Annotated in this window: 22 protein-coding genes; 2 read left to right on the top strand and 20 right to left on the bottom strand. The window is 64.6% G+C overall.

What is annotated here, in order from left to right:
• The first annotated feature begins 173 nt into the window (after positions 1-173).
• Positions 174-1,205: a chemotaxis protein CheB gene (locus GGR38_RS17425; protein ID WP_183627429.1), complete on the top strand. Its 1,032-nt coding sequence runs from the start codon at positions 174-176 to the stop codon at positions 1,203-1,205.
• 380 nt (positions 1,206-1,585) lie between these two features.
• Here GGR38_RS17425 and GGR38_RS17420 read toward each other — a convergent pair whose 3' ends face one another.
• The 19 genes from GGR38_RS17420 to GGR38_RS17330 all read right to left on the bottom strand — a co-directional run bounded on the left by GGR38_RS17420 (position 1,586) and on the right by GGR38_RS17330 (position 18,636).
• Positions 1,586-2,188, bottom strand: a complete 603-nt coding sequence (locus GGR38_RS17420; RefSeq protein WP_172342060.1) for a response regulator transcription factor — start codon at positions 2,186-2,188, stop codon at positions 1,586-1,588.
• Positions 2,189-2,506: 318 nt separating this feature from the next.
• Positions 2,507-2,884 carry a flagellar export chaperone FliS gene (locus GGR38_RS17415; protein ID WP_183627428.1) on the bottom strand — a complete coding sequence of 126 codons (378 nt, stop codon included), beginning with the start codon at positions 2,882-2,884 and terminating at the stop codon, positions 2,507-2,509.
• A 15-nt stretch (positions 2,885-2,899) separates the two neighbouring features.
• A complete protein-coding gene (gene fliD, locus GGR38_RS17410) occupies positions 2,900-4,402 on the bottom strand; it encodes a flagellar filament capping protein FliD (protein ID WP_183627427.1) in 1,503 nt (500 codons plus the stop codon).
• A 30-nt stretch (positions 4,403-4,432) separates the two neighbouring features.
• Positions 4,433-5,596, bottom strand: coding sequence for an EscU/YscU/HrcU family type III secretion system export apparatus switch protein (locus GGR38_RS17405; protein WP_183627426.1), 1,164 nt, complete (start codon positions 5,594-5,596; stop codon positions 4,433-4,435).
• Positions 5,597-5,600: 4 nt separating this feature from the next.
• Complete coding sequence (gene fliR / locus GGR38_RS17400) at positions 5,601-6,383, bottom strand: flagellar biosynthetic protein FliR (RefSeq protein ID WP_183627425.1); 783 nt, start codon at positions 6,381-6,383, stop codon at positions 5,601-5,603.
• Between the two features lie 16 nt (positions 6,384-6,399).
• Entirely contained in the window at positions 6,400-6,684 is a 285-nt protein-coding gene (locus tag GGR38_RS17395; protein ID WP_168604284.1) for a flagellar biosynthetic protein FliQ, read from the bottom strand.
• Positions 6,684-7,442 carry a flagellar type III secretion system pore protein FliP gene (fliP, locus tag GGR38_RS17390; protein WP_425497068.1) on the bottom strand — a complete coding sequence of 253 codons (759 nt, stop codon included), beginning with the start codon at positions 7,440-7,442 and terminating at the stop codon, positions 6,684-6,686. Before fliP ends, GGR38_RS17395 begins: the two co-directional genes overlap by 1 nt.
• 8 nt (positions 7,443-7,450) lie before the next feature.
• Entirely contained in the window at positions 7,451-7,777 is a 327-nt protein-coding gene (locus GGR38_RS17385) for a flagellar biosynthetic protein FliO (protein WP_172342066.1), read from the bottom strand.
• Positions 7,777-8,106: a flagellar motor switch protein FliN gene (gene fliN, locus GGR38_RS17380; protein WP_183627423.1), complete on the bottom strand. Its 330-nt coding sequence runs from the start codon at positions 8,104-8,106 to the stop codon at positions 7,777-7,779. Before fliN ends, GGR38_RS17385 begins: the two co-directional genes overlap by 1 nt.
• Positions 8,103-9,041 (bottom strand): FliM/FliN family flagellar motor switch protein, encoded by a 939-nt coding sequence (locus tag GGR38_RS17375; RefSeq protein ID WP_183627422.1) that lies wholly within the window; start codon positions 9,039-9,041, stop codon positions 8,103-8,105. Before GGR38_RS17375 ends, fliN begins: the two co-directional genes overlap by 4 nt.
• A 28-nt stretch (positions 9,042-9,069) precedes the next feature.
• Positions 9,070-9,675, bottom strand: a complete 606-nt coding sequence (locus GGR38_RS17370) for a flagellar basal body-associated FliL family protein (protein ID WP_183627421.1) — start codon at positions 9,673-9,675, stop codon at positions 9,070-9,072.
• Between the two features lie 40 nt (positions 9,676-9,715).
• Positions 9,716-11,626, bottom strand: a complete 1,911-nt coding sequence (locus GGR38_RS17365) for a hypothetical protein (protein WP_183627420.1) — start codon at positions 11,624-11,626, stop codon at positions 9,716-9,718.
• A 68-nt stretch (positions 11,627-11,694) separates the two neighbouring features.
• Positions 11,695-12,129 carry a hypothetical protein gene (locus GGR38_RS17360; protein WP_183627419.1) on the bottom strand — a complete coding sequence of 145 codons (435 nt, stop codon included), beginning with the start codon at positions 12,127-12,129 and terminating at the stop codon, positions 11,695-11,697.
• The gene (locus GGR38_RS17355; RefSeq protein ID WP_183627418.1) at positions 12,126-13,457 is read right to left on the bottom strand and encodes a FliI/YscN family ATPase; all 1,332 of its coding nucleotides are present in this window, start codon (positions 13,455-13,457) and stop codon (positions 12,126-12,128) included. The genes GGR38_RS17360 and GGR38_RS17355 overlap by 4 nt, the downstream gene beginning before the upstream one ends.
• On the bottom strand, positions 13,457-14,137 hold the full coding sequence (locus tag GGR38_RS17350) for a FliH/SctL family protein (RefSeq protein WP_183627417.1): 681 nt from the start codon (positions 14,135-14,137) through the stop codon (positions 13,457-13,459). The genes GGR38_RS17355 and GGR38_RS17350 overlap by 1 nt, the downstream gene beginning before the upstream one ends.
• Positions 14,130-15,176, bottom strand: a complete 1,047-nt coding sequence (locus GGR38_RS17345) for a flagellar motor switch protein FliG (protein WP_246404869.1) — start codon at positions 15,174-15,176, stop codon at positions 14,130-14,132. The genes GGR38_RS17350 and GGR38_RS17345 overlap by 8 nt, the downstream gene beginning before the upstream one ends.
• Positions 15,173-16,900: a flagellar basal-body MS-ring/collar protein FliF gene (fliF, locus tag GGR38_RS17340; protein ID WP_183627416.1), complete on the bottom strand. Its 1,728-nt coding sequence runs from the start codon at positions 16,898-16,900 to the stop codon at positions 15,173-15,175. Before fliF ends, GGR38_RS17345 begins: the two co-directional genes overlap by 4 nt.
• 3 nt (positions 16,901-16,903) lie before the next feature.
• Positions 16,904-17,290 (bottom strand): flagellar hook-basal body complex protein FliE, encoded by a 387-nt coding sequence (gene fliE, locus GGR38_RS17335; protein ID WP_183627415.1) that lies wholly within the window; start codon positions 17,288-17,290, stop codon positions 16,904-16,906.
• Complete coding sequence (locus GGR38_RS17330) at positions 17,287-18,636, bottom strand: sigma-54 interaction domain-containing protein (RefSeq protein ID WP_183627414.1); 1,350 nt, start codon at positions 18,634-18,636, stop codon at positions 17,287-17,289. Before GGR38_RS17330 ends, fliE begins: the two co-directional genes overlap by 4 nt.
• Positions 18,637-19,041: 405 nt before the next feature.
• On the opposite strand from GGR38_RS17330, the gene GGR38_RS17325 reads away from it, so the two are divergent.
• On the top strand, positions 19,042-19,872 hold the full coding sequence (locus GGR38_RS17325; RefSeq protein ID WP_183627413.1) for a flagellin N-terminal helical domain-containing protein: 831 nt from the start codon (positions 19,042-19,044) through the stop codon (positions 19,870-19,872).
• Positions 19,873-20,044: 172 nt separating this feature from the next.
• Here the strand turns inward: GGR38_RS17325 and GGR38_RS17320 are convergent, their stop codons facing one another.
• Positions 20,045-22,468 carry an HAD family hydrolase gene (locus tag GGR38_RS17320; RefSeq protein ID WP_183627412.1) on the bottom strand — a complete coding sequence of 808 codons (2,424 nt, stop codon included), beginning with the start codon at positions 22,466-22,468 and terminating at the stop codon, positions 20,045-20,047.
• Positions 22,469-22,513: the final 45 nt, after the last annotated feature.

The following is a 22,513-nucleotide window of genomic DNA, read 5'->3' as shown; positions in this document are numbered from 1 at the left end:
TTGCGTGGCTCCGACACAGGTTGCTACAGGCGCAGCGCTGAATAGTGATTAGGCGGTGCTTAGGCCTAAGCACTTAGTCAGGAGCAGGTATTTGCTTCGTGAATCACGGTTAAACATGATCGGTGGAGGCCGACATGGCCGGTTTATCAACGTAAGACGGGAAAGCTGCGACAATGAACGATGCACGTGTGCTGGTTGTGGACGATTCTGCCGCCATGCGAGCGCTGTTTTCCGATGTGTTGGAGCAGCAGCGCAATGTGACCGTGATCGGCACCGCCGCCAATGCCGACGAGGCACGCGACCAGATCGCTCAGCTCAAACCCAATGTGGTGACGCTGGATGTGGAAATGCCCGGTATGAGCGGCATCGAATTCCTTGAAGAATTGATGGCGACCAACCCGTTGCCGGTGGTCATGCTCTCCTCGCTGACCCAGAGCGGGACCGAAACCTCGCTCAAGGCCTATGCGCTGGGGGCGGTGGAATGTTTCCCCAAGCCGCTCAAAGCCACGCCCGAGCAATTCGCCAAGACCGTGGGAAAGCTGGGCAAGATCGTGCTGGCGGCGGCCAATTCCAATGTGAAGGCGCAAAAGTCCAGCCACCGCGAAAGCCGCCATTCCGAGGTGCAGTTCACATGGAACGGTCACTATCTGGCCATGGCAACGTCGATGGGCGGCATTGATGCGTTAACGCAGATGCTGGGCGATTTTCCCGCCGAATGCCCGCCCACGGTGATCGTGTTGCAAAGCGAGCCGGCGCTGGTCGATACTTTCATCAACCGCATGGCGGGTGAGCTGAAATGCAAGATCGCCATGGCCAAGGATGGCGCGGCTCTGACGCCGGGCATGATCCATATTGCCGCCGATCCGGAAAAGCATGTCGTGTTCGAGCCGGGCTCGCCGCCGCGCCTGCGCATGGTTCAGCGCGATCCGGTCGATGGCGCGCGCCCCTCGGCCACGCTGCTGTTCGGCACAATGGCGCGCGCGGGTGTGCCCTCTGTTGGGGCGATCCTGACGGGCATGGGCGGCGATGGCGCCAAGGGGCTGCGGCTGCTGCGCGATGCCGGGTCGCGCACCTTTGTCGAAGATCCGGCCACGGCCACTGTGGGCGAAACCCCGGCGGCGGCGGTTGCCGCCAATGCGGCGGAAAAGATCCTGTCTCTGGATGAATTGAGCGTGGCCCTTGTGGCCTCCTGCAATCAGGGCTGAGGCAAAAGGGGCCGCCTCTCCGCCGCATTGGGACGGCGGCGGAAAGGCGGCAGAAAAGCGGCCAGGTCGGGCATCCCGGCGGCATGGCCGATAAACAGCATGGCCACGTTTTGGGCGCGGCGTTTGGGTGTTGGGATCGGGCCAGTCTGTTCCGGGCGGCTGTCCATGGGATGCCGTCTCGTCGTGCCGATCCTGCAAGCTGCTTATCGGGATTCAATTTTGGTGTGAGATGGAGCGGTGTTGCGGGCAATTTATTCCCGTTCTGCTGCATCCGCGAAAGCGCAGATCCCGCCATTCCGGACAGGCTTTGCCCCGATTGCCCCCGAAATGAGAACGGCGCCCCAATGGAGCGCCGTTTTCATTTTCGACTGCATTGCGGGTCAACTGACCAGCGCGGCCTCGATAGCGATGCGGATCGCCTCGGACGTATGATTGGCGCCCATCTTGGTCAGCATATTGGCGCGGTGAATTTCCACCGTGCGCGGCGAGATCGACAGCTTTTCCCCGATCATCCGGTTTGACAGGCCGCCCGCCACGCCCGCCAGCACCTCACGCTCACGCTTGGTGAGGCGGTCCACCCGGCTGCGGGCCAGCGCCTCGCGCAGCTTGGCGCTGCCAAAGACTTCGGCCTTGGCCTCGGCCTGTTCGACCACGCCGATGATTTCTTCGCGGGTAAAGGGCCATGAAACATAGTCGATTGCGCCTTCAAGGACGGCCCCCACGACCTGCCTCGTGCTGGGCTCCTGGGCAAAGCCGATAACCGGCAGCCATTGCCCCAGCCGCCCCATTTGCGCCAGCAGCATGCCGATCGAGCGCCCATCGTCATGCACCAGCAGCAGACCTGTCTTGGGCCAGCGGGCGATGAGTTCGGACGGATCCTCGAAAGGTTCGACATGCACCGTGCTGCCGGCAAGGCAGTGTGAAATGGCGGCCCGGCGCCGGACATCGCCATCGACGAGAAAAAGGCTGGTCCCGTTGTTCAATGTAACCTCACCCCCTGAAGTGATCTTGGTTAATGCCTAGCAAAACTTGCTTAGGCATTGGACGTTAACTGGCTCCGTTACGGCGTAGCGTTCGATCCGAAACCGTTTCATTCAAGGGATAGTAAGTATTTGGCCGTAAGAGCTAATCCTTGGTTTTCAGGGATTGCTGTCATGGATTGTTATTTTACTGAATCATGTCTGTATGATAATGATTTTTTCGTTCATTATGTGACACGTTCCAGCAGAAATTCGATGTAAATTTTTTATCTGTTGGCTCGTATTTTTATACAGATCGCGCCTATTTGTCTGATCGCGCCCTCAACTGGCGGCGCGACTCATGCTTTCGGAAATGTCGATAAAGTCCTGCCGTATCTGGGCGATAGTATCGGCATCGAAATCCAGCACGCTGTCCAGCACCGCGCGGCGGGTGGCCGTATAGAAATGGATCAGCGCGCCGGCGACTCCATCGTCGCCCGAAACGCCCATGTGCAGCGCGTTGAGCGCGGAAATGGCGCGGGTCAGCATCTGGCTCTTCATCTGATTGTCGCCGCGCTGGACCGCGATCAACGCCCCGCCCAGCGACGAGATCAATTGTTCATAGCACAGGCGCACCAGTTCGCCCGGCGTGGCTCCGGAAACACGAGCATCGAAATCCACCCGGCGATAGACTTCGCCAGGATTGCGGCGGGCGAGCATGTCGAGCGGTCCTTCTTAATTGCTTGTCTTGTTCCACGCGGCGATCTGATTTTTCAGATAGGTCAGCGTGGAATTGGACGCGGCCACCGCGGTGTTGGCGGCGGCATACTGCGTGATCAGCCTTGCGCGCAGCGCCGCCTGCTGATCGCTCAGCTTGCTCTTCTGCGTGGTCAGCGTGGTTTGCTGGGCGGTATAGCGCGTGATCGAACCGGCCAGCGAACCGGTGTCGGTGCTGGTGGTCAGCGCCGAGGTCATTTTATAGACCGTGCTGTAGATGCCGTTGACGCCCTTGGTGAACATCGCGGCCACCCCGGCCGGATTGTCCGACAGCGCCTTGGCCAGCTTGGTCGTGTCCAGTGCAAATGTGCCGTCCTTCTTGGTCGAAACGCCAAGATCGGCCAGCGTCTTGGGCTCGCCATCGGCGGCATTCTTCATGATCGTCGTACCGGCCAGCTGCGAAAAGGCGCGCGAGACGGCCTTGGCGCCCGAGTCATTATACAGATTGCCGGTCGAGGCCGACATGTCGCTGTTCAGCTCGGTCATGATGGCGTTGAGCGCGCTGACCAGATTGGACATCGTCGAGGTGACGCCGCTGGAGGGGTCGGAATAGGTGATCGTGGTGGGATTGCCGCTGTTGGTGCCCGTCAGCTTGAGCGAGAGGCCGGGGGCGGCATTGTCGATCGTGTTGCTGGTGCTGGTGCGGCTGATCCCGTCCAGCTTGTAGGCGGCATCGCCTGCCGATTGCTGGCGGGTGATCGTGGTCGAGGTCACCGCCGGATTATAGGCCAGCGTGCTCAGGCTGCTGGCGCCCGTGCTGGTGCCGGTCGATGTGTCATTGGCGGTGATGGTAAAGCCGTTGGCCGCGCCTTCCGATCCCTTGAACACCAGTTGTGACCCATTGGCGTTGGTGGCCACATAGGCGGTGACGCCGATCCGGGCGCTGTTGACGGCGCTGGCCACCTGGGCCAGCGTCGCGCCGTCGGCGATGGTGATCGTCTTGCTGGCGTGGCTGGTGTCGGCGGTAAAGGTGGAGCCGCTGGACGTGCCGAAATCGAAGGTCAGCGTGCCCGCCTTCATCGTTGCCGCGCCGGCCGAAAAGCTGGTGGTGGCCAGCACCTGCGGCTGGGCCAGAGCGGTGACTTCGAGCGCATAGGTGCCGGTGATGCCGCTGCTGCCGCTGGGCAGGGAGGCGCCGGCGACCGAGCTGTTGGTGACCGTGGGCGCGGGCAGCAAATTGCCGCTGTCGATCAGGGTGGAAAAGGACGAGGAGAGCGTGAGGAGATCGCTCTTCAACTGCGATGCCTGCGAAATCTGCAGCGCCACGTTCGAGAGGCGGTTGTTCACCGCGTCGGTCTGGGTGGCGAATTGCGCGGTGGCGATGTTGGTCGCCATCTCGGTCATGTCCACCCCGGTGCCAACGCCCAGCGAGGTGAGCAGTTGAGAGCCTACCGATGAGCTGCTGGTCGTCGTGGTGGTCGACGCCGTGCTGGTGCTGGTTGTGGCGCTGGTCGTGGTCATGGTTGAAAGAACGTCCGTTGGAGGCGCGACTTAAGGGGTGGCGAAGGGATCATAATCATTGGTCGGATCGGGGCGTCCGTCGCCGTCGAAACGCAGGTCTGCGGGCACTTCGATGGTGGGGGCGGGGCGGTGCTCGCCGCGTTTCAGGGCATAGACGAAGGACAATACCGCCGCGACCGCGATATAGAGTTCCTCGCGGATCATCTGCTGTTCGCGGGTGGTGTAATAGATCGCGCGGGCAAGGCCGGGAAATTCCAGACAGGGCAGCGCGCGCTCGGCGGCCAGTTCGCGGATCGCCAGTGCCTTTTCGCCCCGCCCCTTGGCCACAACAAAGGGCGCGGCGGCGGCGGCCGGATCATAGGTCAGCGCGACGGCGAAATGGGTGGGGTTGGTCACCACGAATTGCGCCTTGGCCATGGCGGTGGCAATCGCGCCCATGGCGATCTGGCGCTGGCGGCGCTTTTGCGCGCCCTTGGCCTCGGGGCTGCCTTCCTGCTGCTTGTTCTCTTCCTTGATTTCCTCAAGGCTCATGCGCAACCGCCGCATCCGGCGGATCCATTGCACCGGAAAATCAAACAGCGCGATGAGGATCAGCCCGCCCGACAATTGAAACAACAGGCTGGTCAGCGCATCCCACGCAAAATTCAATTGCCCCGCCAGCCCCACCGCGCCCAGTTCGAGCATCGGCGCAATCCGCGACCCGGCCCAGAACCACGCAATGCTTCCCAGAAGCACCAGCTTGAGCAGGCCCTTGCCCACCTCGATCCAGCCATTGGCGCCGAACATCCGCTTAAAGCCCGACATCGGGTTCAAACGGCTGAATTTGGGCGCGACATTGCTCATCATGAAACGCCCGCCCGGCGATGGGCCAAGCTGGGTTATCACCGCCATCACCGCCATCAACAGGCCCAGCACCAGCACCGGCGGCGCGGTCAGCCACAGCGCGGTGGAGGCCATGCGCGCGGGGTTGAAATCCTCGATGGTGGCGCGGTCCCACGCAAAGCCCATACGCATCACCCGCGACAGCCCGTCGAGGATCCAAGGCCCCCCCGTCCGCAAAAACGCGGCGGCCAGCAGCATCGTGACCGCCACGCCCAGATCGCGCGAGCGCAGGACGTCGCCGTTTTCGGCCGCCTCTTTCAGCCGCTTGGCGGTTGGGGCGTGGGTCTTTTCGCCGGGGCCTTCCTCTGCCATGGTCTCAGGCCCCGATCATGCGCGCGGCCGCGCGTATGGCATCGGCGGACAATTCGATCATCCGGTCGGTCAACATGGGCGTGGTGGCCAGCAGCGCGGCAAACCCGGCCGCAATCGCCGAGGGCAGGCCCAGCGAGAACAGATTGAGCGCCGGGGCCGAGCGCGAGAGCACCCCCGCCACCACCAGCACCAGCAGCAAAAGCAGCGTCACCGGCAGCGCCATGGCGACGGCGGTGGCAAACAGCACCGAGCCGAAGGAGAGGATCGCCTGTATCCGGTCCGGCCCGATCCATGTGTGGCCCGGCGCAAAGACCTCATAGCTTTTGACCACCAGCGCGATCCATTGCAGATGGCACCCAAGGCCAAAGAACACCAGCGTCAGCACCACGGTGAAATATTGCCCCAGCGCGGGCGAATGCGCGCCATTTTGCGGGTCCACCGTCGAGGCCATCGACAGGCCCATGCCTGATCCGATCAGTTCGGCGGCAATCGCCGGGGCGGCAAAGGCAAATTGCAGGACAAAGCCCATCACCGTGCCCACCAACACCTCGCCCGCCACCGCCAGCAGGCCCGAGAGCGAGAAGAGGTGCGCGGGCATCGCGGTGTTGGTCCACGCGGTCACCAGCACGGCAATCGCGCCCGCCGTGATCACGCGCACCTGCACCGGAATGTTCATCATGCCGAAAAAGGGCGCGGCCACCAAGGCGGCCCCGATCCGCGTCATCAGGAACATCCAGCGGAAGAATTCATCCTGAAGCGGGCCAAAGCCGAAATCGAGGCCGATCATCGCTTATTGGCCCCCTCTATTGACCGGGCATCGCGCCCAGATGGGCGATGGCGGCAAAGATCTCGCGGGCAAAATCCTCGATCAGCCCCAGCATCCCTGCGCCAAACAGCACCAGCACCAGCCCGGTGGCGACCACCTTGGGGATGAAGGTCAAGGTCTGTTCGTTGACCGAAGTGGCGGCCTGAAAGATCGAGACGACAAGGCCGACGGCAAGGCTGGTGAGCAGCACCGGCGCGCCGCACAGCGCGACCACATAAAGCATGCGGTCGGCCAGAGCGAGGAGGGGCGAGGTCTCGTCCATCAATTGAAGCTGGCCGCAAGGCTGCCCATCAACAGCGCCCAGCCATCGACCAGCACGAAAAGCAACAGCTTGAACGGCAAGGAGATCATGGCCGGGCTGAGCATCATCATGCCAAGGCTCATCAACACCGCCGAAACCACAAGGTCGATCACCAGAAAGGGCAGATAGAGCATGAAGCCGATCTGAAACGCGGTTTTCAGCTCAGAGGTGACATAGGCGGGCAGCAGGATCGAGAAAGGCACATCATCAGGCCGGTTGAACTTGGGCGCCTTGGCCATATCGGCAAACATCTGTAGATCGGCGCGGCGCGTCTGACGGATCATGAAGGCGTGAAATTCCACCCCCGATGCCGCAATCGCCTGTTCGGCATTGATCCGCCCCGCCGAATAGGGGGTGAGCGCATTGGCTGTCACCTTATCCAGCGTGGGCGTCATGATAAAGAGCGAGAGGAACAGCGCCAGCCCGATCAGCACCTGATTGGGCGGCGATTGCTGCAACCCCATCGCTTGCCGGAGGATCGAAAAGACCACCAGCACGCGGGTAAAGCTGGTCATCATCAGGATCAGCGTGGGCAGGACCGAGAGCAGGCCCATGATGAGCAGCATCTGCATCGAGAGCGTCATGCCCCCGCCCGGCCCGCCGTTCATCGAGGTAAAGGCCCGGTCGAGCGCGCCCGGAATGGCCGACCCCGGCGGGGCCGCCTGCGCCATGGCCGCGCCCGCGTGGAACAGGATGGGGATCGCCCAAAGGGCGCGCATCATCGGCCTCACTTGTCGATCCTCCGCAAAGTCTGGGCGAAATCGGCCCCGTCGCGGAAATTTTCCTCAAACGCCTCGCCGTCGATCACCTCGACCTCGGACAGGCGCGTCATGCCATGGCGCGTGCTGGCCACCAGAATTTCGCGCCCGTGAAAGGCGATCACCGCCAGCTTCTGGGTCGGGCTGAGCATCACGGTTTCCACGATGCGGATGCGGCGGCCTTGCCCGGCGGCCATAAAGCGCGACTGGAATTTCTGCGACAGTTTCAGGCTGCCCCAGATCATGACGCCGATCAGCGGCAGGAGGATCAACAGCTTGGCGACATACCACAGCATTATTCGGAGTCCGCAGCCTTGCCACGGCCGCGCGCGGTGGGGGCGGGCATTTCGGGGCTGTCTTCGCTGCCCGCCATTTCCACGATGCGCAGGCCAAAGCGGTTGCCCTGTGCCACGATCTCGCCCTTGGCGATGACCTTGCCATTGACCATCACGTCCAGCAATTCATCGGTCAGCCGGTCGAGCAGCACCACGCTTTCCTCGCCCAGCGCCAGCACATCTTTCAGCTTCATGTCGGTGCGGCCCAATTCGACCGAGAGGCGCACATCGACATCCTTGAGGAAGTCAAAGCCGCGCGCGCCAAAGCCTTGCGAAGTTTCGAAATTCATGGGTTGGTCCTCTCATCGGTAAAGGCCTTGTCGATTTTTACGGCCACGCGGTCGTCCATCGTGCCCACGGTGCCATGGGCGATGGTGTTTTCGCCCACGCGCAGGGGAATCTGGCGCGAAACGGATACCGGCAGGATGACGCCGGGCGCCAGCGTGGCGATCGCGGGGAAAGGCACGCGCATGTCCACCAGCACCGCGCTGAGCGTGACCGGCACATCGCCAAAGGGCGCGGCCATCGGATCGCCGCGATAATGCGGCGCGGCGCGGCGGGCGGGCTTTTCGGCATAGCCAAAGATCCGCCCCAGCGTGGCAAAGGGCATGGCCACCGTCATCAGCCAGGGCAGAACCCCGCCATCGTCCACCTCCAGCGACAGCATGGCCAGCGGCAGATTGTCGTCAAAGGGCGACAGAGCGGTCAGACTGCCATCGCGGCGGATGGCGGTGATGTCGGGCATGTCGCCATCGCTTGCGCGCCCTGCAGTGGCCGTCACCGCCGCCGCCAGATGTTCGGCCAGCAGCACTTCGAGCCGAGCGATCATCAATTCGGCGGCGGGGGGAAATTGCTTGGGCATCGGGGCCGGGGCCTCGCCCTTGCCGCCAAAGGCGCGATCGACGATGCGCAGCACCGGTTCGGCCTCGATGGAAACCAGCATCGGCGTCTGTGCGCTGCCGATGGCCAGCAGACTGTTGGCGGCCAGCGCGGCAATCGAGGAATTCAGGCTGGAGAGCTTGGTTTCGCGCGGGCTGGTGCAACTGACAATCGGGGCCTCGCCGCCCATCAGCGGGGCAAAGGCGCCCGACAGGCGGCGGGCAAAACGCTGGCCCATTTTTTCCAGCAGATGCAGCAGGTCTTCGGGCGCCGGGCCGCGCTTCAACAACTCGGGGCAATGCTCGGCCAACGGGCGCTCGGCGATGAACTCGCGCTGCGGTTTCATGATGCGGGTCTCCGGTCGCTCTGGCGGATTACTGGACGAGGAAGCTCTTGAAATAGACGGCGTCGATGCCGCCGAAGCCCTCTTCCTCTGTCAAAACATGATTAATGGATGCGGTAAGCCGCTTTTGCAGTTTCTCCTTACCTTCCACGGTGGAAACTTCCTCTTCGGGCGTATCAGCCAGCACCGCGAGCATTTCCGAACGGATGGCCAACTCGTGCTTTTTCAACCACATAAGAACGCGCCCATCGCGATGCGTCGAACAGGCGACCGAGATCTGGACCAGCGCCGAGGAATTCTTGAGATTGGAGGTGAAATCCTCGGAGAACGTATAATAGGAGGTCTTGTAGGGGCTGCCGCCTTCGCCCTCGACTTCTTTCACCGCGCCTTCGCCTTCCTTGCCCCCTTCGGCGGGTTTGGCGGCATAGGGGTCCTCCTGACCCTTGCGGATCAGTTTAGGCGAATTGTCTTCTTTGACATGTTCGCTCTTTCCGCCGCCGATGATGCCCATCTTGACCATGGCAAAGGCCCCGCCCCCGCCCACCGCCAGCATCAGCACCGCCGTGATCGCGATCAGCATAATCGGGCTTTTGCCCTTGGCGGGTTTATCGCCGGTCTCGGTCTTGTCTTTGCTCATGATGTCGGTCTCTGATTTGTTTCAAACGAAGGGCGGCGGATCAGGCCAGAATGCCGGAGCGACCCGACAGCGCGGCGCCGGTGGACGGGGCGTTGGCCGCATCGCGCAGGGTCTGAGCCTGTTGGGCGATCTGATTGTCGGCAAAGGGGGCCTGCTGGCGCGCGGACTGCTGGTTCTGCCCGCCCGGCTGTCCGCTGAATTGGCCGCTGAACTGTCCGCCTGATTGTCCGTTAAAGGCGGGGCTGTTGCCTTGTCCTGGTTGCCGGTTGTCTTGTCCTGCGTTTTGGCTCTGGTTCTGGCCCGTATCCGCGCCGCTCTGGCTGGCGGCTGCGGGTTGCAGCAGGCTTTGCGAAGCGTTCAGCGCGGCCTGTGCGGCGGGTGCGAAATCAGGATCGCTGCTGGCCATGGCCACCGAGAGATTGTTGCCATCCTGACGGATCTGCAAGGCGACCCGGCCAAATTCGGCATGCTGGATCGATGTCTGCACCCATTGCGTCGATGCCCCCGAACGCATCGCCGCGCGCGCCTCGACCAGCCGGTCAACCAGCGCGCTCATATCGCGTGAGGCGCCGCTTTCGGAGGGCATGGCCATGCTGCGGCTGGCGCTATCGAGGGGCTGCGCGCTGGCGGCCGCCAGAGATGCCTGCGTATCGGCGGCGGGCGATAGGGCATCCTGCATGCTCGCATGGGTGGCTTGATGCAGCGGGCTTGCCGAGAAGGCGGAGGCCGACACTTGCGGCGCGGACAGGGGGCCAGCGGTGTCGCTGTTGGCTGGCGTTGCGGGCGATGATTCAGGCAGATCGGCCTGTGCGGCGGCCTTGGTTGCCTTGATGGCGATCTTGCCCGGCGCGGGCGCGATCTGCGCCGTGTCTTCCTTCACCGTGACTTCGGCCTGCTGCGCGCCCAGCCATTGCGGCAGGCCCGCAGGCAGGGCGTTGCCGGCAGGGATAGCCTCGGCAGGGACAGTATTGGCCGCTGCTGGATCCTGAACGCACGCGCCCGCCTGGTTGAGGGGCAAGGCGGTGGCGGGGCGAGCCTGCGCGGCTGGCGCATTGGCCGGTGTTGTGCTGGCCAGTGTTGTGGGCGCGATGGGGCTGCTGGCCGGGCTGGAGCGGCCGGATCGCCCGTTTGCGTCATCCGTCACGCCGGGCGCGGATTGCTCCGACCCCGCCGCTGATCGTGGCGCAGGCTGGGCCGTCAGCATGATAGCAGCAGGCAGACCAATGGCTGCGGGCAGCACGGCGTCAGGGGCAGGCATGGCCGATGCGGCGGCATTCGCAACGCTTGCGTCATTGCCCTCATCGTCGCCGCTTTCATCAACGGGCTTGTCCGTCTGCGTATCGGCGGCTTGAGCCTCGGCGCCTTTGCGCAGGCGCGCCGTCCAGACCATGCTCTGCGCCATTGCCGGTTTGGCTGCCTCTGGCGTATCGACGGGGGCGGTATCGGCGCTGTCTTCGGGGGCGAGGGCCACCGGCAAGATTTTGCCGCCCACCGGCAAATTGCCGTTTGGCGGTGCCGCCATGGCGGCGGCTGCGCCGGTTTCCGGCGTCCTGTCGGCCCCGTTGATCGAGGGGGCGGTTATTACAGGCAAGGTGATCGAGACCCCCGCGACCGAGGCGGCCGTATTACGCAGAGCCGTCATGGTGGCCACTACCGGCGCGGAAACCGGCGCTGATTGGGCCTCGCGGGCGGGATCGGTTGCCGGTGGCTGGGCTGGCGACAGGCCCGAAGCGAGGACTTGCGGGGTGAGGGAGCTTTGCCCGATGCCTTGAGGCATGGTCGGGGCTAGATTTTGCCCCGCGTTTCGGCCTGTTTGCGAGTCCAGCATCGCCTGAAAACCGCCCGCATCGCCCTCCTGCGCCGCCACGCCCGCCGAACCATCGGCCGACCGGGCGCCGGACAGCGCGGCCAGAGGGCTGGAACCGATGTTCAAACTGGTGGCTTCGGGCATGGATGGTGGCTCCGTATCAGGCTTTGCAATGGATTAAGCAAAAGACGTGCCAATTTGCGACGCGCGCCTCAGTCCTTGGAATCGCGGCGTTTCGCGCTCTGGATCTGTCCGGCCAGTGCGGCATAGGACTGCCGGGCGGCCATTTGCCGGGCTTGCGCATTGGCGCGGTCCTCGACGGCGGCGCGACGGCGCTCGGCAATGGCCAGTTCCTGCTGGCGCTTGTCGGCAATGGCCTGCGCGCGGTTGGCGTCGGCTTGGGTTGCGGCGCGGATGCCCTGCAATCCGGCGGCAAAGCGGTTCATGTCGCGCAGGGCCGCACCATCGGTAATGTCGGTGCGCGCGGCATAATCGGCGGCCAGTTGTCCGGTCCGCTGGGCCAGTTGCATCAATTGGGTATAGGTGCCCTCGGCGCGGGCGGCCTCGGTGGCCACGGTCTGCTTGGCGATGGCGCGCACGCGCTCAAGCCTTTGCAAACGCTTCAGCTTGTCGCGCTCAGCCTTCATCGTGAGCCTTCAGGGCCCAGCAGCGCCCCCAATTGCGCCACAGACTGCTCCAGCGTAACGACCGTGCCACCCTCCTGCGTCAGGAATTGCACCAGGGCGGGATGCATGGCGATGGCGCGGTCAAGCTGTTGATCGGCCCCGGCGCGATAGGCGCCCATCAGCACCAGATCGCGGTTGGCCTCATAGGCGGCCACCAGCGCGCGAAAGGCGCGGGCAAGGCGTTGGTGATCGCGGCTGGTAATGTCGGTCATCACGCGGGACAGCGAGGCGGCAATGTCGATGGCCGGATATTGCCCGCGCTGGGCCAGATCGCGCGACAGGACGATATGCCCGTCAAGGATCGAGCGCGCGGTATCGACCACCGGATCATCCTGAGAATCGCCATCGGCCAGCACGGTGTAGAGGCCCGTGATCGACCCGCCGCTCTGCGCCGAATTGCCCGCGCGTTCGACCAGCTTGGTGATCGTGGCCAGCGCCGAGGGCGGATAGCCGCGCGCCGCGCCCGGTTCGCCCAGCAGCAGGCCGATCTCGCGCCCGGCATGGGCCACGCGGGTCAGGGAATCCATGATCAGCAGCACCTTGCGCCCCTGCGCGCGGAAATATTCGGCCATGGCTGTGGCCAGCATCGCGCCGCGAATGCGCAGGTTGGGCGCATGGTCGGCGGGCACGGCGATGACGGCGGTGGTGGCGCGTTTGCTGCCCGCCATATGGCGTTCGACAAAATCGGAGACTTCGCGCGCGCGTTCGCCGATCAGGCCGACGATGACGATTTCCGCGCTGGCGCCGTGGGCGATCATGTCGAGCAGCACCGATTTGCCCACGCCCGATCCGGCCATGATGCCGATGCGCTGACCCACGCCAAAGGTGGTGATGGCGTTGAGCGCGCGGATGCCGGTGTCAAAACTGCGGCGCACCGGGCTGCGGTCCAGCGCGCCCGCGCGCACCCCGCCCGCTGGCCACAAGGCGCGCGGATGCAAAGGCCCAAGCCCGTCAATCGGCTTGCCCTCGCCATCGACCGCGCGACCAAGGAACACCTCGCCCACCGGCAGCATCCCCGGCTTGCCCACCGGGCGCACCCGCGCGCCGGGGCGCAGCAGCACCGTATCGCCCAGCAGCATCATCAACGTGCGGCCATTGCGAAATCCGATCACCTCGGCGCAGAGCGATTGCCCGTTGCCATGGCTGATCCGGCACAGCGCGCCCACCGGCACCGACAGGCCCGAAACCTCCAGCAAGCCGCCATCGCAGGCCACCACCACGCCATAACGGCGCGGGGTCAGATCAATCGGCTGGGGATCGCCCAGAAGATCGTTGAAAATGCGCAGCATCAGTCCAGCCCGCCCACATCGAGCGCCTCGGCGATGGCGCGGCGCCATTGGCGCGGGCCGTCCTCGGCGCCGCCATCCTCGCCGCCGCCGCTTTCCACGCGGATTGCGCCGCGCTCCACCGTCGGGTCGGGTTGAACATTCCAGTCCTCGGGCAGGCGCGCCTGAACTGCGGCCAGATCATCCGGGTGCAGCCGGATCACCCGTTCATCGTCGGCGCGGGAGAACATGGCCGCCGCGCGTTCAACCCGGCGCAGCAGCGCATCCTTGTCCAGCGCCAGCGGCGCAAGGCAGCTTTCACACAGCGCGATCACCGTTTCCATCAGGCGCTGGCGGAATTGCTCGGCCAGTTCGCCATCCAGCCGGTGAATGACCGTTTCCATCCGCCCGCGCGTCTTGTCGGCCTGCACCGCGGCCATTTCGGCGGCCTCCTGCGCATCGGCCCAGCCTTGAGCATAGGCATCGGCGCGGGCTTCCTCCATCGGGTCCGGCTCGGCCGGAAATTCGGGCACCATGACCGGGGGCGGGGCGGAGGCGGCGGGCACGACATCGGCGCCAAACCGCATCCGCATGACCGAGAGCGGGCGAGGCAGTTCCTCCTCGATCCCGCGCAGCCCGGCAAAGCGCGCGTCCGGCGTGAAGCCTCCGCTGCCGCTGCCCAGCATGGCGCCCAGATCAGACATAATCGTCCTCGCCGCTGCCGAAGGAGATCACACCCTCTGCGGCCAGACGGCGCGCGGCGGTGACGATCTGTTTTTGCGCCTCGACGCAATCGGCCATTTTCAACCGGCCACGGCTGGCGATCTCGTCCTTGACGCCATCGGCCGCGCGGCTGGACATGGCGGCGAAGAACACGTCGCGCTGATCCTCCGCAATGCCTTTGAGCGCGTTGATGAGAATGTCGCTCTCCACCTCGCGCAGCAGCGCGCCCATGGATTTGGGATCGAGTTCGAAGAGATGCTCGAATTTGAACATCTCGTTTTCGATCGCGCGGGCCAGCGCCTTGTCCATCTTGGTGATCTCGGGAATGACGCGCTTTTCCACGGTCTTGGCCGAGTTGTTGATGATTTCGGCGGCGTTTTTCGCGCCCCCCATGGCCAGCGTGCCGCGCCCGTGAAACTCGATGATCCGGCGGCTGAGCAATTCCTCCAGCATCAGGAGCGCCTCGGGGCTGACCGGGCCCATCGTGGCGACGCGGTGAACCACCTGCGTCTGCTGTTCGGGCGGCAGCGAATGCAGCACCTTGGCCGCGACATCGGCTTCAAGCTGGATCAGCAACACGGCAATCGCCTGGGGATGCTCGCCCCGCACCAGCGGCACAATGGCCGCAGGGTTGAGCCAGCGGGTGATGTCGAGCGGGCTGGCGGGCGGAGCCTCAGGCGCGATGCGCTCCATCAGATTGTCGGCCTTGATCGTGCCAACGGCGCGGCGCATCATGCCATGCACGCGGTCGGTGCGGCCCCATGCGTGGATGCCGAGCTTTTCGGTGCGGGCGGCAAAGCCATCGACCGCGCGGCAGATCGCCTCGGGCCCGATTTCGCCCAGAGCGCACATTTTTTGCCCCAGCAATTGCAATTCGGCCGGGCTCAATTGCCCCAGCATCCGGCTGGCCTGATCTTCATCCAGCAGCATCACCAGCACGGCGGCCGCCTCGGCATCGGAAAGGGGAGGTATGGCGAGCGCGGCGGCGTCTTGCATTTCGATGGAATTCATCTCGCTCATGGCGTGGGCGCCTCTTCATGGGTGGGCTGCTGCAACATCTGGCGCAGGGCGATGACCGCCGTGTCGGGTTTGGTGTCGACGATTTGCTGGGCCAGGCCGACCTGACGCTCGATCATGCGGGCGTCGATGGGCTGCGGCTCGGGATCGCGGCTGCGCGGAGAGATGGCGGCAAGGCCGGGCGGATCGGCGGCAGAGGCAGCCTCGGCGGCTGCCGCCTCTTCCTGCGCTGCGGCCAGCGCCTTGGCCTTATCGGCCTTGGACAGCTTCTTGGCGGCAGGCTTGTCGCCCCGGATCGCCTTGATCAGCGGGCGCACGCCCAGCAGCAGCACCATCAGCGTGCCCAACAGCATGGCCCCATAATGCAGCGTGCGGGCAAACCACGGCGCTTCATAGAAAGGCGCGGGCGCGTTGGTGATAGGCTCGAAACTGCGCACCACCACGGCCACTTGATCGCCGCGCGCCGGATCGGCGCCCACGGCGGCCGAGACGAGCGACTTGATCTGGTCGATGTCGGTCTGCTTGGCCTTGGCCATCGCCTTGGAGGAAAGCGCGACCGCCACCGACAGGCGGCGGATGCGGCCCGGCTCGCGGTTGGTCACGGCCACTTCGCGGCCCAGCTCGTAATTCTTGCTGGCGCTGGTTTCGCTGGCGGTGGGGGCGGGGCCAGCAGCGGATGTGGGCGTGCCTTGCGGCGCGCCGGGCGAAGGCTGGGTGACGGGTGGCGGGGTGTTCGACAGCGTGCCGGGTATGCCCGATGCCTGCGGGGTGGCGGCCTGCTGGCTTTGCTGGCTGGTCTCGCTGCGCACGGCGCCCTGCTTGTCATAGGATTCGCGCGCGCTGGTCACCTGCTCCATGTCCAGATCGATCTGGACCTCGCTGGTGAAATTGTCGTCGCCCAGCATCGGGGTCAGCAGCGCGGCAACCTGTCCGTGCAGCTTGTCCTCCAGCCGGGCCTGCATTTCCAGTCGGTCGCTGTCCGCCCCGCCGCGATCGGTCAGCAGGCGGCCGCGTTGATCGACCACGCGCACCGCATCGGGCGAGAGGCCGGGCACCGAGCCTGCCACCAGATTGACCACGGCCTGAACCTGCTTGTCCGAAAGCTGACGACCATCGGCAAGGCGCAGCATGACCGAGGCCGAAGGGGCGATCTGATCGCGCACGAAGACCGATTTCTCGCCCTCGGCAATGTGGACGCGCACCGACTGGACGCCCTCGATTTCCTTGAGCGAGAGCATCAGCTCATGTTCGCGTGCGGCGCGCAGGCGTTCGCCCTCCAGCGCGCGGCTGGCGCCCATCGGCAATTTGTCGAGGCTGTCATTGGCCGTATCGGGCATCGAGAGCGTCCCGCTCTGCGCCACGACCATGCGCGCCTTGTAGAGATTGCCTTCATCCACGGTCAGCGTGCCGGTGGAATTGTCGATCGAATAGGTGATCTTGGCCTTGTCGAGCTGTTCGGCGACATTGGCGCGCTCGCCATCGTCGAGATGCGAATAAAGCACGCGCTGGGGCGGCTGGGCCAACATGCCCCATGCCAGCGCGCCCGCGCCCAGCAAGGACACGCCCGCAAACCAGGGCAGCGCCTTTTTGACCGGCCCCTGACCCAGAAAAGCGCGCGCGCGCGCCATCGGCGGCCCGGCATCGGGCGCGGTCAGCGGGGTCAGGATGGAGCCCGGCGTCGTGGCGGGCAGGCCGCCCATTTCGGCGGCCGGAACAAGGTCAGCCATTTATCAGACCCCCATCTTCATGATGTCTTGATAGGCGGAGAGCAGCTTGTTGCGCACCTGAAGCGTGGCCTCGAAACCCACAGAGGCCTCCTGCCGCGCCAGCATCACCTTGGCGACATCCTGCGTCTGGCCGGTTTCATAGGCCGTGGTCAGTTGGTCGGCGCGCTGCTGGGTGGCGTTCACCGATTGCATCGCCTCGTTCAGCCTGTCGGTGAAATGGCCCTGACCCGATGCGCTCGCGCCGACAGACTGGGTCTGGGGCGAGTGGATCTGTTGCAGGATCTGTGATTTTTCGATGATCTGGGCGCGCAACTGCATGATCTCGCGCAGGCCCGATGCCCCGCCCCATGCGCTGCCGCTTGCTCCACCTATGCCCCCGATGCTGCTCATCTGCGGCCTCCACCCACGGCGGCCACCGGCATCCCGGCTTCACGCAGCGAGGCGAGCCGGTAGCGCAATGTGCGTTCGGAAATGCCCAACTGGCGCGCGGCGGCGATCCGGCTGCCGCCACAGGCCGCCAGCGTTTCAAGGATTGCCTTGGCCTCGCTCACCTGCACGATGCTGGCCAGCTTGCGCCCGGTGGCGGGGGCCGGTTCGGGCATCTCAAGAACGGGCGTCGCCGGGGCAGCGACCGGCTCGCTTGCCGCCACCGGTTCTTCAACCAGCTTGGCCACACAATCAAAGCGGATATGTTCGGGGCCGATTTGCGCGCTGGGCGAACCGCCCAGACCTTCGGCCAGCAGCAGCGCGCGGCGGATGACATTTTCCAGCTCGCGCACATTGCCCGGCCAGCCATGGGTGCGCAGCAGGCTGATCGCCTCGGCGCTGATCCACGGCACGGCGCGATGCGCGGGCGTGTGGCGCTGGGCGAGGGCGAAGGCCAGCGGGGCGATGTCCTCCAGCCTTTCGCGCAGCGGTTTGAGCGCCAGAGGAAAGACATTGAGGCGATAGAACAGATCGGCGCGGAACCGGCCCTGCGCCACTTCGGTGGGCAGATCGCGGTTGGCCGCAGCAATGATGCGCACATCGAAACGCACCGGCTGGGTCGCGCCGATGGGCACCACTTCGCCTTCCTGAAGCGCGCGCAGCAATTTGGCCTGAAGCGCCAGCGGCATTTCGGCAATCTCGTCAAGCAGCAGCGTGCCGCCGTCGGCCGCGCGGAAAAACCCCTCGTTGGCGCTGGTCGCGCCGGTAAAAGCGCCCTTGGTATGGCCGAACAACAGGGCTTCGAGCATGGCCTCGGGCATGGCGGCGCAGTTGACGGCAATGAAAGGGCCGTTCTTGCGCGGGCTGCTGTCATGAATGAAACGGCTGAGCACTTCCTTGCCGGTGCCGGTGGGGCCGCCGATCAGGACGGGAATGTCGCTCATCGCCAGACGCTCGGCCAGCGCGAGAACCGAAAGCGAGTCGGGATCGGCCGCGACCGGACCTCCCAAAGTGGCACAAGAGATTAACGCGGCCAACGCATCTTCACTTGCCGGATCGGCATAGTTGAGCGCGAAACGCGGTTTGCGCCCGCCGCGCGGAACCGGCAGCCGGTCGAGCCGGTTGGTCTGGCCGTGAAACAGCAAGATTGTGGTGCGATCGTCGCCATGCACGCAGGCTTTGCCATCGGCCTCGCCCTCGATCAGGCGCAGCTTGCAGGTGCTGCCCATCGTGGCGATGACCGCCCCGGCACGCTGAACCAGCGGGGCGTGCCGCTGTGCCGTGCTGTTGGTGACGTCGATGTAGTCCATGTTTTCCCAGTCCCGGATTTGACCATTCCCGAGGCTGTTTTTGCCACCGCAACGTCAAAATCCGGCGTTATTTAAGTCCTCGTAACAATCCCTATTTTGCCGGATTCACCGCCCCGTTTTGCGGCCACTACGGGCTGCTTGCCCAACAAGGTGGGAAAAAAATTATTTCGGGGGCTTAAAAACCGCAGACGCCGACCGTCACATGCGGGTCGTGCGGGGGTTGATTCGTTACCGCGAGCGAGCCTGTGCGAATCACCTGTTTGGCTAAAAAGGACTTGTCGGCCCCTGCGCACAAATTTTCGCAAAGGGCTTAAATTGGCGCTGCCCCAACCGCTCTAGTGGCTGGCAGCCAGTACCGGATGGACCGGCGGGCTGGCAACCTTCGGGACAAATCGGGAGTGAACCATGACTGTCATCAACACCAACGTTAACGCCCTTCAGGCAACCAATGCATCGAACAGCGCCGCCAACATGACCGCCAAGGCGATGACCCGCCTGTCGACCGGCACGCGCATCAACTCGGCCGCCGACGACGCGGCAGGTCTGGCCATTTCGACCTCGATGACCAGCCAGATCAACGGTATGAACCAGGGCATCAAGAACGCCAACGACGGCATCTCGCTGGCTCAGACGGCGCAAGGGTCGCTGACCGAAGTGACCAACATGATGCAGCGCGTTCGTGAACTGTCGGTGCAGTCCACCTCGGGCACCTATCAGGACACCGACCGTCAGGACATGCAGCAGGAAGTCGACTCGCTCAAGACCCAGATCGGCTCGATCCTGTCGGACACCAAGTTCAACGGCAACGCGCTGTTCAACACCGCCGGCGCCGGTTCGGCCTCGACCACGACCTTCTCGATCCAGGCCGGTGCGAACAGCTCGGACACGATCACGCTGACCTCGCAGGGCATCGATTGGGATGCGCAGAGCGCCAACATCGACGTTTCCACCAGCGGTTCGGCCTCGTCCACCATCGACACGATGGACACGCTGATCCGTCAGGTTTCGACCGCGGCCGCCGGTTTCGGCGCCGGTCAGAGCCAGCTCCAGTCGGCGGTCAACAACCTGACCAACAACTCGACCAACCTCTCGGCCGCCCGCAGCCGCATTCAGGACACCGACTATTCGGCTGAATCGACCGCGATGGCCAAGGCCCAGATCCTGAGCCAGGCATCGACCGCGATGATCGCCCAGGCCAACCAGAGCCAGCAGAATGTCCTCTCGCTGCTCAAGTAAGCCGCGATCCGGATAATTCCCGGACAGGCCCGGTGCTTCCCCCCAAGGGAAGCGCCGGGTTTTTTCGCGTTTCACTTCCCGATTACTGTTCCCGATTACTGCCGGTCCATAAAGAAAAACGCCGCGTCCCGTTGGGGGCGCGGCGTTTTGCAATCGCGGCGGTGCGATGGGATCAGGCCGCGCCTTCCTTCCATGTCACCGGGCGGAACACCACCAGCAACATCATCGGCGTATCATTGCGGCGCGGCGGCGGGTTGATCAGCGCAAAGCCGTGGGGCGATGTGCATTGCCACAGATTGCCCGAACGCGCCTCGATTCCCTCCAGCACCGGCGTCATCGCGATTTCGCGGCTGGCCGTGTCATGGGTGTTGTTGAGATGCTCGGCCTGGGGCAGAGCGGTGATTGAATAGACCTCGATCCAGTCGAAGAGCGCGCCGAACTGGATCGCGGCGGTATAGCGGCAATCGCCGATCGGAATGCACAGGCTGTGATAGCCATTATGCGTGGGCAGCGCGTTAAAGCGGGTTTCGACCACCTCGCGCCCGTTGCTGTAGATCGTGGGGACAAGGAAGCCGCCCTCGGCGGTAAAGTCGCTGACATTGAGCATCATGCCGAAGCGGCTGGAGGCCAGATAGGCAAGGCGGGTGGCCATGCCTTCTTCCGACAATTCGGCGGGCAGAAACATACGCCGCGCACCCTTCAGATAGAATAGGCCCTGTTGACGCAGCCCCTTTTGCGCGTGGCCCTTGTGAAACAGCGCGACGGTTTCGGCGGTGCCCAGATTGACGTCATGCTCGAAGCTTTCAAACACGCCCAATTCATAGGGCATGGGCAAAAACATCAGCCGGGCCAGTGCGGCGGCATTGGCGCGGCGCCAGTGATCGGCGTCCATGGCGGGGTCGCGGTGGGCGCGCTGGCTGGCGGCGGGCTGGGTTTGGGCGAAAAGCAGGCATCCTTGCTGGGCCGTCTCACGGATCGCGCTTTGCGCCTGTTTGATGTCATTGGCCCGGCGGATCGGTGCGCCGCGTTCGGTATAATCGACCACCGAGCCGGCTGTGTTGGTGCAGAATTGTTCGAAGACCGCGATATTGTTGGCCATGGCGATGAGTGCATCATGATCATAATGGCGCGCGTCGAAATAGCCCGCCTTGTCCAGCCCGCTGACCTCGACCTCGCGCAGCAACAGATAGCGCCCCGCGACATGCACCCCCAGCGCCTCGGCCAGCACCGCGTCGATCCGGTTCTGCACCGAGCCGTTATAGCCGAGATCGACCAGCATCAGCGTATCGCCGGGCCGGGGATCGGCGGCATGGCGGATATGGGCGATCATCCGGTCGGCCATGCGCCGCGCGGCCTTGTGGATGAAACGGCGGATCTCGCGCCGGTCGAGCAGGCTATAAAGGGCCTGCGTGCCCTTGGTCTTGTCCGCAATGGCGGCCAGCTTCTTCACCTCGGCGGGGGGGATCTGCAACTGATGGGCGATCACGGCCGGATCGGTGCCCAACTGGTCCTCGACATAGGCGTCTATGGCCGCATCGGCGGTGAAGATCGCGGCGGTGGCGGTAAAGCGGCTGATTTCGACGGCATGGCCACCGGTTGCGCCGCGCGCCTGATGGACCAGCAGCGGCAGATGGCCGTCGCGCATCAGGAACAGCGGATGGACCCTGCCGCCGCGTCGGCTCCCGATCGTCTCGGCCTCGGCGCAGAGCCAGCGGTCATAGCCGGTGAAGATCGGCCCCAGCACGGCATAGCCGAAATGCTGCGCCGTATCGGTCAATTGCGGGGTCCATTGCGCCAGCGCGGCGCGGTGGGGCTGGGGCGCGCCCAGCGTGTCCGATCCATCGCTCAAGAGCGTGTCGAGACAGGCCTCCAGCCGCAACTGACGCTCGATCTCGGCGTGGAATTGCTTGAGGTGAACCGTCTGCACGCCAAAGGGGGCCACGCCCTTGACGTCGGCGTTGAGATTGTCGCCAATATGCAGCACCGCCCCGGCATCGACGCCCAGTTCGGGCAGCACATGGCGATAAAGCCCGCGGGCCTTGGGCAGGCGCCAATGCGAGGAAACGAACACGCGGTCGATCATGGCCGAGAGCTCCTCGCCCCCCGCCCGCGCGATCAGCTCGCGCAGCATTTCCTCGCTCAGATAGGTGTCCGACACGATCACCACCTGCATCCCGCGCGCCTTGGCCCGGCGGATCAGCTCGACCGTGGGGGTAAAGGCATAGCAATGGGTGGCCTCGGCATCCAGTTCGGCGCGGATCGCGGCCTGCTGCACCTCGGGCGAGGCGGCGGGCATCAGCCTGCCATAGATCTCGGCAATGGTGATGTCTTCGCCCCGCGCCAGAATGCGGGCGGCGCGGCGGGCGGTTTCCTCGGCGCGGGCGCGCTGGGTGCCGGCCATTCCGGGCAGCGCCTTGAACACATCGACCGGGCGATAGGTGTCGCGCCAGATCAGCGTGTCGAAACAGTCCAGACTGAGCACCTGCGCCTGCGGAAAATCGTCAAGCACATCGGGCAGTTGGTGGGGCAGGACTTCGCTGCGGGCGGGGTTGACCCGATCGGTTGCCAGCGTGGCGTGGTCGAGTGGCGCAGACATGACAAGGCTCCATTATTGGCGGAGCCGTGCCTTGGGCCGAATATA

The organism is Novosphingobium sediminicola (assembly GCF_014196525.1).
Taxonomy (GTDB): domain Bacteria; phylum Pseudomonadota; class Alphaproteobacteria; order Sphingomonadales; family Sphingomonadaceae; genus Novosphingobium; species Novosphingobium sediminicola.
Note: the sequence above shows the minus strand (reverse complement) of the source record. Positions and strands in the feature narration are given on the sequence as shown.

Coding starts and splice junctions, on each gene's coding strand:
- fliN (WP_183627423.1), bottom strand. CDS start 8,106: ATGAATTTCGAAACTTCGCAAGGCTTTGGCGCGCGCGGCTTTGACTTC.
- fliP (WP_425497068.1), bottom strand. CDS start 7,442: ATGCGCGCCCTTTGGGCGATCCCCATCCTGTTCCACGCGGGCGCGGCC.
- GGR38_RS17425 (WP_183627429.1), top strand. CDS start 174: ATGAACGATGCACGTGTGCTGGTTGTGGACGATTCTGCCGCCATGCGA.
- fliE (WP_183627415.1), bottom strand. CDS start 17,290: ATGAGCAGCATCGGGGGCATAGGTGGAGCAAGCGGCAGCGCATGGGGC.
- GGR38_RS17405 (WP_183627426.1), bottom strand. CDS start 5,596: ATGGCAGAGGAAGGCCCCGGCGAAAAGACCCACGCCCCAACCGCCAAG.
- GGR38_RS17330 (WP_183627414.1), bottom strand. CDS start 18,636: ATGGACTACATCGACGTCACCAACAGCACGGCACAGCGGCACGCCCCG.
- fliF (WP_183627416.1), bottom strand. CDS start 16,900: ATGGCTGACCTTGTTCCGGCCGCCGAAATGGGCGGCCTGCCCGCCACG.
- GGR38_RS17375 (WP_183627422.1), bottom strand. CDS start 9,041: ATGAAACCGCAGCGCGAGTTCATCGCCGAGCGCCCGTTGGCCGAGCAT.
- GGR38_RS17385 (WP_172342066.1), bottom strand. CDS start 7,777: ATGCTGTGGTATGTCGCCAAGCTGTTGATCCTCCTGCCGCTGATCGGC.
- GGR38_RS17350 (WP_183627417.1), bottom strand. CDS start 14,137: ATGTCTGATCTGGGCGCCATGCTGGGCAGCGGCAGCGGAGGCTTCACG.
- GGR38_RS17370 (WP_183627421.1), bottom strand. CDS start 9,675: ATGAGCAAAGACAAGACCGAGACCGGCGATAAACCCGCCAAGGGCAAA.
- GGR38_RS17415 (WP_183627428.1), bottom strand. CDS start 2,884: ATGCTCGCCCGCCGCAATCCTGGCGAAGTCTATCGCCGGGTGGATTTC.
- GGR38_RS17395 (WP_168604284.1), bottom strand. CDS start 6,684: ATGGACGAGACCTCGCCCCTCCTCGCTCTGGCCGACCGCATGCTTTAT.
- GGR38_RS17360 (WP_183627419.1), bottom strand. CDS start 12,129: ATGAAGGCTGAGCGCGACAAGCTGAAGCGTTTGCAAAGGCTTGAGCGC.
- GGR38_RS17345 (WP_246404869.1), bottom strand. CDS start 15,176: ATGAGCGAGATGAATTCCATCGAAATGCAAGACGCCGCCGCGCTCGCC.
- GGR38_RS17325 (WP_183627413.1), top strand. CDS start 19,042: ATGACTGTCATCAACACCAACGTTAACGCCCTTCAGGCAACCAATGCA.
- GGR38_RS17365 (WP_183627420.1), bottom strand. CDS start 11,626: ATGCCCGAAGCCACCAGTTTGAACATCGGTTCCAGCCCTCTGGCCGCG.
- fliR (WP_183627425.1), bottom strand. CDS start 6,383: ATGATCGGCCTCGATTTCGGCTTTGGCCCGCTTCAGGATGAATTCTTC.
- GGR38_RS17355 (WP_183627418.1), bottom strand. CDS start 13,457: ATGCTGCGCATTTTCAACGATCTTCTGGGCGATCCCCAGCCGATTGAT.
- GGR38_RS17320 (WP_183627412.1), bottom strand. CDS start 22,468: ATGTCTGCGCCACTCGACCACGCCACGCTGGCAACCGATCGGGTCAAC.
- fliD (WP_183627427.1), bottom strand. CDS start 4,402: ATGACCACGACCAGCGCCACAACCAGCACCAGCACGGCGTCGACCACC.